Source organism: Arenibaculum pallidiluteum (genome assembly GCF_017355985.1).
GTDB classification, from domain to species: Bacteria; Pseudomonadota; Alphaproteobacteria; order Azospirillales; family Azospirillaceae; genus Arenibaculum; species Arenibaculum pallidiluteum.
The window spans coordinates 1-15,770 of sequence record NZ_JAFIQU010000011.1; the positions used below are offsets into that span (position 1 = coordinate 1).

Annotated in this window: 14 protein-coding genes; 11 read left to right on the forward strand and 3 right to left on the reverse strand. The window is 71.8% G+C overall.

Annotated elements, in window-relative coordinates; translation table 11 throughout:
• Positions 1–215: 215 nt before the first annotated feature.
• Positions 216–656: a MarR family winged helix-turn-helix transcriptional regulator gene (locus JUB13_RS19915; protein WP_207482029.1), complete on the forward strand. Its 441-nt coding sequence runs from the start codon at positions 216–218 to the stop codon at positions 654–656.
• Positions 657–877: 221 nt separating this feature from the next.
• On the opposite strand, the gene JUB13_RS19920 is transcribed toward JUB13_RS19915, so the two are convergent.
• Complete coding sequence (locus tag JUB13_RS19920) at positions 878–1,651, reverse strand: ferredoxin--NADP reductase (protein ID WP_207482032.1); 774 nt, start codon at positions 1,649–1,651, stop codon at positions 878–880.
• 149 nt (positions 1,652–1,800) lie between these two features.
• On the reverse strand, positions 1,801–2,361 hold the full coding sequence (locus JUB13_RS19925; RefSeq protein WP_207482034.1) for a MarR family winged helix-turn-helix transcriptional regulator: 561 nt from the start codon (positions 2,359–2,361) through the stop codon (positions 1,801–1,803).
• Between the two features lie 111 nt (positions 2,362–2,472).
• Between JUB13_RS19925 and JUB13_RS19930 the strand changes: the two genes are divergently transcribed.
• From JUB13_RS19930 to JUB13_RS19975, 10 genes are all read left to right on the forward strand, one after another.
• Positions 2,473–3,315 (forward strand): FAD binding domain-containing protein, encoded by an 843-nt coding sequence (locus JUB13_RS19930; RefSeq protein WP_207482036.1) that lies wholly within the window; start codon positions 2,473–2,475, stop codon positions 3,313–3,315.
• Positions 3,312–6,116, forward strand: coding sequence for a molybdopterin-dependent oxidoreductase (locus JUB13_RS19935; protein ID WP_207482038.1), 2,805 nt, complete (start codon positions 3,312–3,314; stop codon positions 6,114–6,116). Before JUB13_RS19930 ends, JUB13_RS19935 begins: the two co-directional genes overlap by 4 nt.
• Complete coding sequence (locus JUB13_RS19940) at positions 6,113–7,645, forward strand: 6-hydroxynicotinate reductase (protein WP_236025089.1); 1,533 nt, start codon at positions 6,113–6,115, stop codon at positions 7,643–7,645. Before JUB13_RS19935 ends, JUB13_RS19940 begins: the two co-directional genes overlap by 4 nt.
• Entirely contained in the window at positions 7,642–8,547 is a 906-nt protein-coding gene (locus JUB13_RS19945; RefSeq protein WP_207482039.1) for a UPF0280 family protein, read from the forward strand. The genes JUB13_RS19940 and JUB13_RS19945 overlap by 4 nt, the downstream gene beginning before the upstream one ends.
• Positions 8,538–9,122, forward strand: coding sequence for an amino acid synthesis family protein (locus JUB13_RS19950; protein WP_207482040.1), 585 nt, complete (start codon positions 8,538–8,540; stop codon positions 9,120–9,122). The genes JUB13_RS19945 and JUB13_RS19950 overlap by 10 nt, the downstream gene beginning before the upstream one ends.
• Positions 9,119–9,703: an amino acid synthesis family protein gene (locus JUB13_RS19955; RefSeq protein ID WP_207482041.1), complete on the forward strand. Its 585-nt coding sequence runs from the start codon at positions 9,119–9,121 to the stop codon at positions 9,701–9,703. The genes JUB13_RS19950 and JUB13_RS19955 overlap by 4 nt, the downstream gene beginning before the upstream one ends.
• A gap of 72 nt (positions 9,704–9,775) precedes the next feature.
• Complete coding sequence (locus JUB13_RS19960; protein WP_207482042.1) at positions 9,776–10,987, forward strand: ABC transporter substrate-binding protein; 1,212 nt, start codon at positions 9,776–9,778, stop codon at positions 10,985–10,987.
• A gap of 106 nt (positions 10,988–11,093) precedes the next feature.
• A complete protein-coding gene (locus JUB13_RS19965) occupies positions 11,094–12,956 on the forward strand; it encodes an ABC transporter permease (protein ID WP_207482043.1) in 1,863 nt (620 codons plus the stop codon).
• On the forward strand, positions 12,953–13,720 hold the full coding sequence (locus JUB13_RS19970) for an ABC transporter ATP-binding protein (RefSeq protein WP_207482044.1): 768 nt from the start codon (positions 12,953–12,955) through the stop codon (positions 13,718–13,720). The genes JUB13_RS19965 and JUB13_RS19970 overlap by 4 nt, the downstream gene beginning before the upstream one ends.
• An 8-nt stretch (positions 13,721–13,728) precedes the next feature.
• Positions 13,729–14,490 carry a branched-chain amino acid ABC transporter ATP-binding protein gene (locus JUB13_RS19975; protein WP_207482280.1) on the forward strand — a complete coding sequence of 254 codons (762 nt, stop codon included), beginning with the start codon at positions 13,729–13,731 and terminating at the stop codon, positions 14,488–14,490.
• A gap of 6 nt (positions 14,491–14,496) precedes the next feature.
• Here the strand turns inward: JUB13_RS19975 and JUB13_RS19980 are convergent, their stop codons facing one another.
• Positions 14,497–15,690 carry an amidohydrolase family protein gene (locus JUB13_RS19980; protein ID WP_207482046.1) on the reverse strand — a complete coding sequence of 398 codons (1,194 nt, stop codon included), beginning with the start codon at positions 15,688–15,690 and terminating at the stop codon, positions 14,497–14,499.
• Positions 15,691–15,770 lie beyond the last annotated feature (80 nt).

A 15,770-nucleotide genomic window follows, 5' to 3' on the forward strand; every position in this document is an offset into this window, starting at 1 on the left:
GTCAGGGTCTTCATGGCGTGGGTTCCTTTGCTGTTTGGGTGGTTGGGTTGGTGTCGCTTGGGTGTGTGTTGGTGTCCCGTGCTGGGGTGAGAGGACAATCTCATACGATCAGATCGTACGCGATATATAATCCTGCAACCCTGCTGCGCGCCGGACGCGCTTGCGATCACATCGTGTGCGATATATTAAATGCGGAAAGCCCCAGGAGTGCCACCATGTCCAGCGATCCGAAACTCGACAACCTGCTCTGCTTCGCCCTCTATTCCGCCACCCATGCCTTCGGGCGCGTGTACAAGCCGCTGCTCGACGATCTCGGCCTCACCTACCCGCAGTACCTGGCCATGCTCGTGCTGTGGGAGCAGGACGACCAGACCGTCGGAAGCCTCGGCCAGCGTCTGTCGCTGGAATCGAACACCCTGACCCCGCTGCTGAAGCGTCTGGAGGCGATGGGCCATGTCCAGCGTTCGCGCGATCCCGCCGACGAGCGCCAGGTGCGTATCCGCCTGACCCCTCAGGGGCGGGCGCTGCAGGAGAAGGGCAACGCCGTCCCGGCCTGCCTCGCCAGGACCATCGGGCTGGATGTCGAGGACGTCCGCCGGATGATGCGCGACATCGGGACCCTCAGGAAGGCGCTGGACGCCGCCGCGCCGCGCTGAGCGGCATCCGGCCGAGGCTCCCGCCGCGGCACCAAGGGGGGCGCCACGCCTCCGGCCGGGTGGCATGCGGCCGCCCGGCCGGCCGGGCCGATACGTCCTCGCAGCGGGGCGCACGCATCCGGCGCAGCCCCGCGCCGGGGCGGCGGATTCGATCCGGTAATGGCGGGATTGCCGGAATGACGCCGAGGGGGGTGATGCGCCCCGTCTTCGGGCCCTGCTTCCTACTTTTCGACGAAGGCCTTCTCGACCACGAAGTCGGCGGGGTCCTGGCTCGAGCCCTCGGCGAAGCCGCGGGCCTCCAGCAGGTCCTTCAGTTCGGTCAGCATGTCGGGACCGCCGCAGATCATGGCGCGGTCCTGGGCGGGGTCGAGATCGGGCAGGCCGAGATCCGCCGCCATTTGGCCGGAGCGGATCAGGTCGGTGATGCGGCCCTGGGTCGCGAAGGGCTCGCGCGTCACGGTGGGATAGTAGAGCAGCTTCCCGCTGACGAGCTCGCCGACATATTCGTGGGCCGGCAGCTCCTTCGTGATGAACTCCCGGTGCGCGAGCTCGGCCTCGTAGCGCACGGTGTGCGTCAGGATCACCTTCTCGTAGCGCTCGTAGACCTCGGGGTCCCGGATCAGGCTCAGGAACGGGGCGAGCCCCGTGCCGGTCGCGAAGAAATAGAGGTTCCGGCCGGGCTTGAGGTTGTCCAGCAGCAGCGTCCCTGTGGGCTTGCGCCCGACCAGCACCTTGTCGCCGGGGCGGATGTGCTGCAGGCGCGAGGTCAGCGGCCCGTTCTGCACCTTGATCGACAGGAACTCCAGCCGCTCCTCGTAATTGGCGCTGGCCATGGAATAGGCGCGCAGCAGCGGCCGCCCCTCCACCATCAGCCCGATCATGGCGAACTGGCCGTTCGCGAATCGGAAGCTGGGGTCCCGGGTCAGGGTGAAGTTGAACAGCGTGTCGGTCCAGTGGCGGACCTCGACGACCGTCTCCTCGGCAAAGGCGCTCATCGGGCTCTCCCGCGCGGTTTCCGTCCTGCCAGGGCACGGGGAAACGGGGCCTTGCGCCGCCCGGTCCTGGATGGCCAGATCATATGTACACGAACAGTCTTTTTCAAGATGCCGCCCCGGCCGGGGCGGCATCCCGGACGCGCGGGTTTCTAGCCCAGCCGGCGCAGAAGCGCCAGGAAGGTCTTGCGCTCGGCGGGCTTCAGGGGCGCCAGCGTGGCCGCGGTCACGGCCCGCGCCTCGGCGATGGCGCCGGTGGCGATGGCCCTCCCGGCCGCGGTCGGCCGCACCATGAAGCGCCGCCGGTCCGTGTGGTCGGCCACCCGCTCGACCAGGCCGCGGTCGCGCAGGCGCATCACCACCCCCTGGATCGTCGCGGGATCCATGGCGGTCACGCGACCCAGCAGGTTCTGGGACAGCTCGCCCTCGTCCACCAGCACGGACAGGGCCGCGAACTGCGTGGGCGTCAGGTCGATACCGGAGAAATGCTCCTGGAAGAGCGCCGAAGCCCGCTGGTGCGCCCGGCGCAGCAGATAGCCGACCTGCTCGGTCACGCGGTAGGGCGGCTCGCCCTCGGGCGCGGCGCCGGAGGGCTGGCCGTCGCCTGGCGACGGCGGGGGGGCGTCGGGCGAGGCCGTGCCGGAGGGGAGCGACGGCTCCTCCCGGCGGGCGGCGGCGGTGCGGGTCCTGGGGGAAAGCTTGGGTGAGGACATGCTTTCGACTGCTTCCGGGAGGGTTTCCAAGGGCTCTTGACAGAGCTTCGAACCCGTGAGGATCATTATTCGTACACGAACAAAACCGTAGCCGCCAGCGAAGGGGTGACTATGGGACGGTATCACAGGCCGCTCGCACTCGCCGACGCGCTCGCCACCCTGGCCGGCGGCCCTGCGACTGTCGTCGCCGGCGGCACCGACGTCTTTCCCGCCCGCCTCGGCCGGCCCTTCGCCGAGGACGTCCTCGACATCACCGGCATCACCGCGCTGAAGGGCATCGGCCTCGACGGCGGATGGCTGCGGATCGGGGCGCTCGCGACGTGGAGCGAGCTTGCCCAGGCGCCGCTGCCGCCCTGGCTCGACGGGATCCGGCGCGCCGCGCGCGAGGTCGGCGGCGTGCAGATCCAGAACGCGGGGACGGTGGTCGGCAACCTCTGCAACGCATCGCCCGCGGCCGACGGCGTTCCCAGCCTGCTCGCCCTCGACGCCGAGGTGGAGCTGGCCTCATCCGCCGGGCTGCGCCGCATCCCCGTCGCCGAGTTCGTCCTGGGCAACCGGCGCACGGCGCGCCGCCCGGAAGAGCTCGCGACCGCCCTGCTGATCCCCGAGCCCGGCCCGGGGGCGCGGTCGAGCTTCGAGAAACTCGGTGCGCGCCGCTATCTCGTGATCTCCATCGCCATGGCGGCCGCGGTGCTGGAGCCCGCGGCCGACGGCACGGTCGGCCGGATCCGGGTCGCGGTCGGCGCCTGCGGCCCCGTGGCCCGCCGCCTGCCCGCGCTGGAGGCGGCGCTGCGCGGCCTGCCGCTGGGCCCGGATCTCGCCGGCACCGTGACCCCCGCGCATCTCGATGGGCTCAGCCCGATCGACGACGTGCGCGGCACCGCCGAATACCGCAGGGAGGCGGCGCTCGTCCTCGTGCGCCGCGCCATCCGCACGCTGACGGAGCAGGCATGACAGGAACGATCGACAGGGTCGGCGCCGCCGCGGCCGAGACCAGCTTCCTGCTGAACGGCCGCCCAGTCACCATCCGGGTGCCGCCGATCCGGCGCCTGTCCGAGGCGCTGCGCGAGGATCTCGGCCTTACCGGCACCAAGGTCGGCTGCAACGCCGGCGACTGCGGCGCCTGCACCGTCCGGATCGACGGCCGCCAGGTCTGCGCCTGCCTGACCCCGGTGGGCCAGGTCGCCGGCCGGCACGTGCAGACCGTCGAGGGGCTGGCCGTCGAGGGGCCGGCCATTGGGGGGCGTGGAGGACACGAGGCGCGCCTCACCCGCCTGCAGGCGTCCTTCCACCGGCACGGCGCGGCCCAGTGCGGCGTCTGTACCCCAGGCATGCTGATGGCGGCCACCGACCTGCTGGAGCGCAACCCCGCGCCCACCCGCGGGGAGGTCGAGGATGCGCTGGGCGGCGTGCTGTGCCGGTGCACGGGCTACCGGAAGATCGTCGACGCGGTGATGGGCGCGGCCGAGGACGGCATCGCCTTCCTGGTGCCGCAGGCGGGCGCCGCGGTGGGCGCGCGGGTCGCCAAGACCGACGGCATCGCGAAGCTGACCGGCGAGGAGCGCTACGGCGCCGATGCCATGCCGGCCGATGCGCTGTGGCTGCGCGCGGTGCGCTCACCCCACGCGCGAGCCCGCTTCCGGCTGGGCGACCTGGCGGCACTGCGGCGCGCCTGGCCGGGCCTCGCGGCGGTGCTCACCGCCGCCGACGTGCCGGTCAACCGCTACGGGATCTATCCCACGGGCAAGGACCAGCCGGCCTTGGCCGATGGCGAGGTCCGCTACCGCGGCGAGGCCGTGCTGGCGCTGGTCGGCGATGCCGACACCATCGAATCGCTGACCGATGCCGACATCCCCATCGAATGGGAGCCGCTGGCCCCCGTCACCTTCGAGGCCGCGCGCGCGGGCGGCGCCCCGGTGCTGCATGCGGACCTGCCGGACAACGTCCTGGTCCGCGGCCGCGTCGTGAAGGGCGCGGTCGACGATACCTTCGCCGCTGCCGCGGCCGCGAGCGTGGTCGAGGTCGAGACCGCCTTTGTCGAGCATGCCTATATCGAGCCCGAAGCGGGCTGGGCACGCCGGGTCGGCGACCGGATCGAGATCGTCGCCTGCACCCAGACGCCCTACATGGACCGCGACGAGATCGCCCATGTGATGGGCCTCTCGCGCGAGCAGGTGCGCATCGTGCCGACCGCCGTGGGCGGCGGCTTCGGCGGCAAGCTGGACCTGTCGGTCCAGCCGCTGCTGGCCGTGGCCGCATGGCGGCTCGGGCGGCCGGTGCGCTGGACCTATTCGCGGCCGGAATCCATGGCCGCCTCTACCAAGCGGCACCCCGCGCGGATCATGGCGCGGGCCTGCGCCGGCAGCGACGGCCGGCTGCTCGGCTACGACTTCGCGGGCGACTTCAACACCGGGGCCTACGCCTCCTGGGGTCCGACGGTCGCGAATCGGGTGCCGGTGCACGCGACCGGGCCCTATCACGTGCCCCATGTGCGGGCGCTGACCCGGGCCCTTCATACGAACGACCCGCCGGCGGGCGCCTTCCGCGGCTTCGGCGTGCCGCAGGCCGCCATCGCGCACGAGGCGCTGATGGACGACCTCGCGGCGAAGCTCGGCATGGACCCGCTGGAGTTCCGGCACCTCAACGCGCTGCGCGCCGGCGAGCCGACCGCCACCGGCCAGGTGCTGGAGGCGAGCTGCGGACTCGCCGCCTGCATCGCGGCCCTGCGCGAGCCCTGGCGCGCCGCCCGCGCCGCGGCCGAGGCCGCCAACCGCGCCGGCGGGGCGGTGCGCCGCGGCGTCGGCATCGGCTGCATGTGGTACGGCATCGGCAACACCTCGCTCTCGAACCCGTCCAGCATGCGCGTCGGCCTGCGGCCCGACGGACGCATCGTCCTCTACAACGGGGCGGTCGACATCGGGCAGGGTTCCAACACGATCATGGTCCAGATCTGCGCCGACGCGCTGGGCCTGCCCATGGACGCCTTCGACCTCGTGACGGGCGACACCGACCTGACCGAGGACGCGGGCAAGACCTCGGCATCGCGCCAGACCTTCGTGTCCGGCAATGCGGCGGAGCGCGCGGGGCGTGGGCTCCGGGCCGAGTTGCTGCGCCGGCTCAATGTCGGCGAGGACGCGGCGCTGAGGCTGGAGGCCGGCTGCGTGCACGCCCGCGATGCCGGGGGCGAGCGCACGCTGCGGCTGGCCGATCTCGAGCCCGATGCCCGCGGCGACGTGCTCTCGGCCGTCGGGACCTTCGATCCGCCCACCACCGCCCTGGACGAGGACGGGCAGGGCGTGCCCTACGCCACCTACGGCTTCGCCGCCCAGATGGCCGAGATCGCCGTGGACCTGGAGCTGGGGACGGTCAAGGTGACGCGCATCGTCGCCGCCCACGACGTCGGCCGCGCCGTGAACCCGATCCAGGTCGAGGGGCAGATCCAGGGCGGCATCGCCCAGGGGCTGGGCCTCGCGCTGATGGAGGAATACGTGCCCGGGCGCACCGAGAACCTGCACGACTACCTGATCCCGACCTTCGGCGACGTCCCCGAGATCGAGTGCATCCTGGTCGAGGACCGCGAGCCCCTGGGGCCCTTCGGCGCCAAGGGCATCGGCGAGCCCGCGCTGGTCCCCACGGCGCCGGCGATCCTGAACGCGCTGCACCACGCGACCGGCGTGCGCATCACTCGGGCGCCCGCGACGCCCGACAGGGTTCTGGCCGCGCTGCGGGCGGCGGGTGTGGGGGTGACGCCATGACCGCCGTGGAGGCGCCCGCCCCGCCCGAGGCGGCGATCGTCACCTGCGATGCATGCCCGGTGCTGTGCCGCATCCGGCCCGGGCGGACCGGCGCCTGCGACCGCTACGCCAACCAGGACGGGGTGCTGGCACGCGTCGACCCCATGACGCTGGCCCAGCGGACGCTGGAGCGCGCGGGCGAGATGGTGCCCTTCGCCGGGGCCGAATGGGAAGGCAACCCGGTCACGCCCGGCGCGCTGTTCGTCACCGGCATCGGGTCCGGGACCACATATCCCGACTACAAGCCCGCACCCTTCATCGTGTCGAGCCGCGTCGACGGCGTCGACATGGTCACCGTCGTGACCGAGGGAATCTTCAGCTATTGCGGACTGAAGGTGAAGATCGACACCGACCGCTTCATCGGGCCCGAGCAGGCGGCCGTGCTGTGCAAGGGCGAGCAGGTCGGCCATGTGACCACGGCCGAGTACGGCTCGCAGATGCTGGCCCTCGGCGGCGTCCGGCACCTCACCGGCGGCTCCAAGAAGGAGGGCGTCGTCACCTGCGAGACGCTGCTTAAGCTCTGCAACGGCGAGGCCGTCGAGCTGGAGGTCGCGGGGGGCGCGTCGCTGACCGTGCAGGCCGGCAGGCCGCCGGAGATCGACGGCCGGCAGGAGCAGCGCATGCGCGTCGGCTGCGGCAGCGCCACCATCGGCATGTTCGCGCAGCAATGGTTCGGGCAGGTCGACGAGGTGATCGTGGTGGACGACCACATCACCGGCGTCCTCACCGAGCACCAGGCCGGCCGGTGCCTGGACATGCGGCCTTCGGGCATCCGGGTGCGCGGGCGCCGCTCGACCCCCGGGCGCTACTTCCAGGTGGCGGAGCCCGGCACCGGCTGGGGCGGCACGGATGTGACGGACCCGCTGACCATCATCGAGCGGATCGATCCCGCCGTCGCCTGGCCGGGGCTTCGGCTCCTGATGGTCTCGACCACCGGCGAGGACAGCTTCTACGCGGTGCTGGACGACGAACTCCGCCCGGTGGCGGCGCCGATGCCGGAGCCCGTCGCCAAGGTGGTCGAGCGGATCGGCGAGAACTGCGAGCCCGCGCTTGCGACCGTCCTGTTCATGGCCGGCGCCGGCGGGTCGCTGCGGGCCGGCGTGACCGAGAACCCGGTGCGGCTGACGCGCTCCGTGCAGCAGGCGCTGACCCGGGTGACCACGGGCGGGGCGCCTGTCTATATCTGGCCCGGCGGCGGCATCACGCTGATGGTGGATGTGACGCGGCTGCCGGCGAACGCCTTCGGCCATGTGCCGACGCCGGCGATCGTGGCGCCCATCGAGTTCACCCTGCGACTCGAAGACTACCAGGCGCTGGGCGGCCATGTGGGCAAGGTCCGCTCCATCGAGGACGTCGCCCGGACCGCCCGGGCCCGCGTGATCGGCTGGCAGCCCGGCAACCCCTGGCCGCTGGCCGGCGGTTCGGGCGGCCAGCCCGAGGGGCCGGCTGGGGGCCCGGGCGGGGGCCCAGATGGGGGAGGCGGCGGGTGAGCGGGCCGGTCGCCGCCAGGTTCCCCGACGGCCGGCTGCACCTGCAGCACGGGCCCATCGACCTCGTGATCGGGGCGGATGGCGACCCGGCGTCGGTCGAGCAGGCCCATGGCGCCGCCATCGACCGCTTCCAGGACATCCTTTCGGTGCTCGTCTCGGAGCTGCCGCTGCTGCGCAGCCCCGTGCAGGCGGCGGCCCCGGCGCTGCGCGGGCCCGTCGCCCGGCGCATGGCCGCGGCCTGCCTGCCCTTCGCGCCCGAGTTCATCACGCCCATGGCCGCCGTCGCGGGGGCCGTCGCCGACGAGGTGATGGAGGCCATGAGGGCGGCCCAGACGGCCGGGGCGCTGCTGACGCGGGCCTATGTGAACAATGGGGGCGACATCGCCCTGCACCTGTCGCCCGGGGCGTCCTTCGCCGTCGGGCTTGTGGCCGACCTGGACCGGCCGGCCCATGACGGCACCATCGCCGTCACCCACGACATGCCCGTCAGGGGCCTCGCCACCAGCGGATGGCGCGGGCGCAGCCAGAGCCTCGGCATCGCAGATTCGGTGACGGCGCTCGCCGGGACGGGGGCCGCCGCCGACGCGGCGGCCACCATGATCGCCAACGCCGTGCGGTCGGATCACGCGGCCGTGGTCCGGCGCCCCGCCCGCGCGGTGAAGGACGACAGCGACCTGGGCGACCTGCCGGTCACGGTCGCGGTCGGCACGCTTCCGGAGGATGCCGTCGTCTCGGCGCTGGACGGGGGGCGTGCATATGCCGAGGATCTCCTGCAGCGCGGACTGGTCCATGGCGCAGTGCTGGTGCTGCAGGGCAGGGTGAGGGTTGTCGGCGCGCCCGCGGGCCAGCTCGCGGGCCCGGCGCGGGGGTTCGCTTCGGGGAAGGAGCTTGCATGGGCTTGATCGAGGTGCGCCGGATCCACGAGGAGATCGAGGAGATCCGGCACGAGTTCGGGCCGCCGCCCGAGCGGCCGCGCCTGCGCGCCGCCGTGGCGGCCGTGCTGCGCAACCCCTATGCCGGGCGCTACGAGCCTGAGATCCTGCCGATGATGGAGGCGCTGACGCCGCTGGGCGTCGAACTCGCGCACGGGCTCGTCCGGCGGCTGGGCGGCGATCCCCGGATCGTCGAGGGCTATGGCAAGGGGGCGATCGTCGGCGCGGCGGGCGAGCTCGAGCACGGGGCGCTGTGGCACGTGCCCGGGGGCTATGCCATGCGCGAGGTGCTCGGCAATGCCAAGGCGATCGTGCCCTCGGCCAAGAAGGTCGGCGCCCCCGGCGCCCGGCTCGACGTGCCGATCACGCATATCAACGCCTCTTACGTGCGCAGCCATTTCGACGCAATGGAGGTCGGCGTGCCCGGCGCGCCCGCCGCGGACGAGATCGTCCTGGTGCTGGTGATGACCGCCGGGGGCCGGGTGCATTCCCGCGTCGGCGGGTTGAAGGCTTCCGAGATCAAGGGGGAGGACGGGCTGCGATGAGCGCGCGCATCCGCAAGATACTGACGGTCGTCGACGAGATCCGCGAGGAGATGGGGCGGCCGGTCGATCCGCCCGTGCGCCGCGCCGTCGCCTGCGCCGTGATCGAGAACCCCTTCGCCGGCAGCTATGTCGAGGACCTGACCCCGCTGATCGAGGCCGGCGAGGAGCTCGGCGGCATGCTGGCGCGGCGTTGCGTCGAGGCGCTGGGCATTCCGGGCGACCAGGCCGAGAGCTTCGGCAAGGCCGCGATCGTCGGCGAGGCGGGCGAGCTCGAGCATGCGGCGGCGCTGCTGCACCCCAAGATGGGCACGCCGGTGCGCGCGGTGCTCGGCAAGGGCCCGGCGCTGATCCCCTCGGCCAAGAAGCGCGGCGGCCTCGGCACGCCGATCGACGTGCCGCTGGGCCACAAGGACGCCGCCTACGTGCGCAGCCATTTCGATGCGATCGAGGTGCGCGTGCCCGACGCGCCGCGGGCCGGCGAGATCGTCGTCGCCGTGGCGGTCACGGCGGGCGGGCGGCCGCTGCCGCGCGTCGGCGGCCTGACGAAGGATCAGGTCAAGGGAGAGGACGGCCTGCGCTAGCGACGGAAGCATCGGCAAGGCTCCGGGCCACGAAGAGCCCGGGCCCCGGCAATCGAACAGGGAGCAGAGAACATGACGGTATCTAGACGTATGGTCCTGGGGAGCTCGGTTGCCGCCGTGCTGGCGGTGGGCCTCGCCGGGCAGGCGCTCGCGGCGGACCCCGTCCGCATCGGCGAGATCAACAGCTACACGGGCCTGCCGGCCTTCACGATCCCCTACCGCAACGGCTGGGAACTGGCGGTCGAGGAGATCAACGCGAAGGGCGGCGTGCTCGGCGGGCGCAAGATCGTTGTCGTCTCGCGCGACGACAACGGCAAGCCCGACGACGCGGTGCGCATCGCAAACGAGCTCGTGACCGCCGAGAAGGTGCACCTGCTGGCCGGGACCTTCTTCAGCCATATCGGGCTGGCGGTCTCGGACTTCGCGAAGCAGAACAAGACGCTGTTCATCGCGGCCGAGCCTCTGACAGACGCCATCACCTGGGAGAAGGGCAACCGCTACACCTTCCGCCTGCGTCCTTCGAACTACATGCAGGCGGCCATGCTGGTCGAGGAGGCCGCCAAGCTTCCCGCAAAGCGCTGGGCCACGGTGGCGCCGAACTACGAGTACGGCCAGTCCGCCGTCGCGGTCTTCAAGGAGCTGCTGAAGGCCAAGCGTCCGGACGTCGAGTTCGTGACCGAGCAGTGGCCGGCCCAGGGCAAGATCGACGCGGGCTCGACCGCGCAGGCCCTCGCGGCCGGCAATCCCGACGCCATCTTCAACGTGACCTTCGGGCCGGACCTCTCGAAGTTCGTGCGCGAGGGGACGCTGCGCGGCCTGTTCGAGGGCAAGCCCGTCGTCAGCCTGCTGACCGGCGAGCCCGAATACCTCGACCCGCTGAAGGGCGAGGCGCCCGAGGGCTGGATCGTGACGGGCTATCCCTGGGACCAGATCGACACGGCCGAGCACAAGGCCTTCCTGGCGGCCTACCAGAAGAAGTTCAACGACTATCCCCGCCTGGGCTCGATCGTCGGCTACGTCACCATGAAGACGGCAGCGGCCGCGCTGGAGAGGGCCGGCTCCACCGACGCCGAGAAGCTCGTCGACGCCATGCAGGGGCTGAAGGTCGACACGCCCCTGGGCGCGATCACCTACCGCGGCAGCGACCACCAGGCGACGCTGGGCGCCTATGTCGGCAAGATCGCGGTGAAGGGCGGCCGCGGCGTGATGACCGACTGGCGCTACGCTGACGGCGCGGCCTACCTGCCGCCCGACGAGGTGGTCGCGAAGCGGCGGCCGCAGTAACGGCCTGCAGGTAACGGAAGCGTCCTGATCCCGGGCGGGAAAGGGCGAGGGGCCGCGGGCCCTTCGCGCCTTCCCGCCCATCCAGCCAGCTGATCCCGGAGGCCCCATGGGGTTCCTCGTCGCGCAGTTCCTCAGCGGGCTCGCGCATGCGTCGTCGTTGTTCCTGGTGGCCGCCGGGCTCTCGATCATCTTCGGGGTCACGCGGATCGTGAACTTCGCCCACGGCTCCTTCTACATGCTCGGAGCCTTCGTCGCTTACAGCCTGGCCGACCGGCTCTCGGGCGCGCTGGGATTCTGGGGCGCGGTCGCAGGGGCCGCGGTGTTCGCCGGCCTTCTCGGTGTCGCCGTCGAGGTGCTGCTGCTGCGCCGGCTGTACCGGAGCCCCGAGCTGTTCCAGCTCCTCGCGACCTTTGGGCTGGTGCTGGTGGTCCAGGACCTGGCGCTGGCGATCTGGGGCCCCGAGGACCTGCTGGGCCCGCGCGCGCCCGGGCTGGAGGGCATCGTGCGCATCCTGGGGCGGCCCTTCCCGCAATACGACCTCCTGCTGATCGCGCTGGGGCCGGCGGTGCTCGGCCTCTTGTGGCTGCTGTTCCACCGCACGCGCTGGGGGATCCTGGTGCGCGCCGCCACCGAGGACCGCGAGATGACCGGCGCCCTCGGCGTGAAGCAGACCCGGCTCTTCACCTCGGTGCTGTTCCTGGGCACGGCGCTGGCGGGGCTCGCCGGCGCGCTCCAGGTCCCGCGCGAGGCCGCGAACCTGCAGATGGACATCAACATCGTGGTCGAGGCCTTCGTGGTTGTCGTCATCGGCGGCATGGGCAGCGTCGCCGGCGCCTTCCTGGCCTCGCTCCTGATCGGGCAGCTCCAGGCCTTCGGCATCCTGATCTTCCCGCAGGTCACGCTGGTGCTCGTCTTCCTGGTGATGGCGCTGGTGCTGGTGGTCCGGCCCTACGGGCTTCTCGGCCGGCCGCAGGCGGTCCCGCGCGCGGGCCACGCGCCCGAGACACCGATAGCGCCGGCCTCTCAGGGCGCGCGGATCGCCTGGGCGGCCGCGTTGGCCGTGCTGCTGGCGCTGCCGCTGGCGGTGGGCGACTACGCGCTGGTGGTGCTGACCGAGGTCTTCGTGCTGGCGCTCTTCGCGAGCAGCCTGCATTTCGCCATGGGGCCGGGCGGCATGGTGTCCTTCGGCCACGCCGCCTATTTCGGGCTCGGCGCCTACGGCGCCGGGCTGCTGATGAAGCATCTCGGCGCCGGCATGGTACCGGGCCTGATCGCGGCGCCGCTCGCGGCCGGGCTCGGCGCGCTGGTCTTTGGCTGGTTCTGCGTGCGGCTCTCGGGCGTGTATCTCGCCATGCTCACGCTGGCCTTCGCCCAGATCGTCTGGTCGGTGGCCTTCCAGTGGTATTCCGTCACCGGCGGCGACAACGGCATCCTCGGCGTCTGGCCGGCGGCCTGGGCCGCGCCCAAATGGGCCTTCTACTATCTCTCGCTGGTGCTCGCGGGCGGCGGGATCTACCTGCTGCGCCGGGTGATCTTCTCGCCTTTCGGATACGCGCTGCGGGCGGGACGCGACTCTCCGCTGCGCTCTGACGCGATCGGCATTCCCGTGAAGCGTCACCAATGGGCGGCCTTCACGCTCTCGGGTGCCGCCGCGGGGCTGGCCGGGGGGCTCTACGCCTATTCCAAGGGCAGCGTCTTCCCGAACCTGATCTCCATCTCGACCTCGGTCGACGCGCTCGTGATGGTGCTGCTGGGCGGAGTGCAGACGCTGACCGGCCCCATCGTCGGGGCCGCCGTCTTCCATGGGCTCGAGACCGAGATGGTGCGCCATACCGACTACTGGCGCCTGCTGCTGGGCGTTGCGATCATCGCCATGGTGCTCGTCTTCCCGCAGGGCGTAGTCGGGGCGCTCGAGCGGCTGCGGCCGCGAAGGCCGGGTCAGGCCCGCGAGGAGGCGGTCGCGCGATGAGTATCCTCCAGGTCCGGGACCTCACCAAGTCCTTCGGCGGCGTGCAGGCCGTGCGTGGCGTCTCCTTCGAGGTCGGGGCGGGCGAGCTGCTGGCCCTGATCGGCCCCAACGGCGCGGGCAAGACCACCTGCTTCAACATGCTCAACGGGCAGATCCGGCCCGACCGCGGGAGCGTGACGCTGGAGGGCAGGGACCTGACGGGCCTGTCGCCCCGGCGCATCTGGCGGATGGGGGTCGGGCGCACCTTCCAGATCACCGCCACGTACGCCTCCATGACCGTGCGCGAGAACGTGCAGATGGTCCTGCTGTCGCGGCACCGGCGGCTCTTCGACCTCTGGCGCCCCGCCGCGTCCGAATATGTCGACGAGGCGCTGGACCTGCTGGAGCAGGTCGGCATGCGCCCGCAGGCCGACCGGCCCTGCGGTGTGCTCGCCTATGGCGACGTGAAGCGGGTCGAGCTGGCCATGGCGCTGGCGAGCGAGCCGCGCCTCCTGCTGATGGACGAGCCGACCGCCGGCATGGCGCCCAAGGAGCGCATCGAGCTGATGGCCCTGACGGCCGAGCTGGTGCGCCGGCGCGGCGTAGCCGTGCTCTTCACGGAGCACGACATGGATGTGGTCTTCGCCCATGCGCACCGCATCATCGTGCTCTCGCGCGGGGCGCTGATCGCCAGCGGCCCGCCGCCGGTGGTGCGCGACGACCCCGACGTGCAGGAAGTCTATCTCGGATCCGGCGCCATGTTCGCGAAGGAGGGGGCGGCATGACGGCTGCCATGACGGGCCATAGGACGGCTACCGTGACGGGTACTGGCCCGGGAACTGGGGCGGGCGCGCTGCTGGAGGTCTCCGAGCTCGACGCCTGGTACGGCCGGGCGCGGATCCTCAACCAGGTCGACCTCGCGGTCGCGCGCGGCGAGGTGGTGGCGCTGCTGGGCCGCAACGGCGCCGGCAAGTCGACGACCTTCCGCGCGATCGCCGGGCTGGTCGAGCAGCGCTCCGGGCGCGTCTCCTTCGCCGGCACCGACGTCTCCCGCAGGGCCTCGTACGAGATCGCGCGGCTCGGCCTCGGCTACGTGCCCGAGGACCGGCGCATCTTCACCGACCTGACCGTGATGGAGAACCTGGAGGTCGGGCGCCAGGCCCCGCGGAACGGTGCGCCGAGCTGGACGCCCGAGCGGCTCTTCACCCTGTTTCCGAACCTCGCCGAGATGCGCAACCGGCCCGGCGGGCGCATGAGCGGGGGCGAGCAGCAGATGCTGACCATTGCGCGCACGCTGATGGGCAACCCGCTGCTGATCCTGCTGGACGAGCCGTCGGAGGGCCTTGCCCCGCGCATCGTCGAGATGATGGCGAACGCCATCCTGGAGCTGAAGAAGGAAGGGCTGACCGTCGTCCTGTCCGAGCAGAACTTGCATTTCGCGGCGCTGGTCAGCGACCGCGCGGTCATCATCGAGACCGGCGCCATCCGCTACCGCGGCACCATGGCGGAGCTGGCGGCGGACGAGGAGGTCCGCCGCGCCTATCTGACGATGTAGCGCCGCTCAGGAGACGAGCTCGGGCACCTTCTCGGCCGGCGGCGTGTTGCGGCTGCGCCCCGCGCGCACGATGCCGTCGATCACCACCATGCCGATCCCGGGGATGTCGCCAAGCTCGATGCTCTCCAGGATCGTGCGCCCGGCGGTGTGCTGGGCCCGGTCCATGAAGACGAGGTCGGCGCTGCGGCCGGGCTCGATCAGCCCGCCCTTGAGGTTGCGGATGCGCGCCGTGTTGCCGGTGGCGAGGCACACCGCCAGCTCGGCCGGCAGGCCGCCGATGCCCGCCAGCAGCGAGATCATCCGCAGGATGCCGAGCGGCTGCACGCCCGACCCGGCGGGGCTGTCGGTGCCGAGGATCACCCGGTGGAGCTGCTTCAGGTCCCGGGCCGCCCGCATCGCGGCGATCGCGATGCGCTCGTTCCCGTTGTGCACGATCTCGATGGCCCGGCTGGAGCGCTCGCAGAGTTCGCAGACATGCCCCTCGGGCAGGGAGGTGTGCCCGCCGTTGATGTGCCCGATGATGTCGGCGTCGGCCTCGAGCACCACGTCCTTGTCGATCAGGCCCGATCCCGGGATCGACGGACCGCCGGTGTGGATCGTGCTCTGGATTCCGTGCTTGCGAGCCCAGGCGACCATGCGGGCGGCCTCTTCGCCGGCCTTGACGGACCCGAGCCCGACCTCGCCCAGCAGCGTCACCCCGGCTTGGGCGAGCTCCTGGAAGTCGTGCTCCTCCATGCCCTTCTCGATCACCGGCGCGCCGGCCAGGACCTTCACCCCGCCGGGGCGGAAGGCGTCGAAGGCCCGCTGCGCGGTGATCGCCAGGGCCTTCAGCCCGACGATGTCCTTGGGGCGGCCGGGGAGGTGGACCTCGCCGGCCGAGATCATGGTGGTGACGCCGCCGTGAAGGAAGCTGTCGATCCAGTTGAGCTGGCTCTGCCGTGGCGTCCAGTCGCCGAAGACGGGGTGGACGTGGCTGTCCACGAGCCCCGGAAGGACGGTGACGCCCTTGGCGTCGATCACGCTTGTCGCGCCCTCGGTGTCGAGCTCATTGGCGCGGCCGATCGCCGTGATGACGCCGTCGACGGCCACCAGCGCGTCCGCGTCGAGGACAGGCCTGTCGAGATCGCCGGACAGCATGAGGCCGACGTTCCGAACGACGAGCTTGCCCTTGGCAGGGACTCCTCCGGCATCCAGGGCCATGGTGCGCCTCCCCCGAATCTGTTCGCCTACAAACGAACTCTGAGGAAGATCGCCGGGCCTTGCAAGCCCCAAGGCGCGTG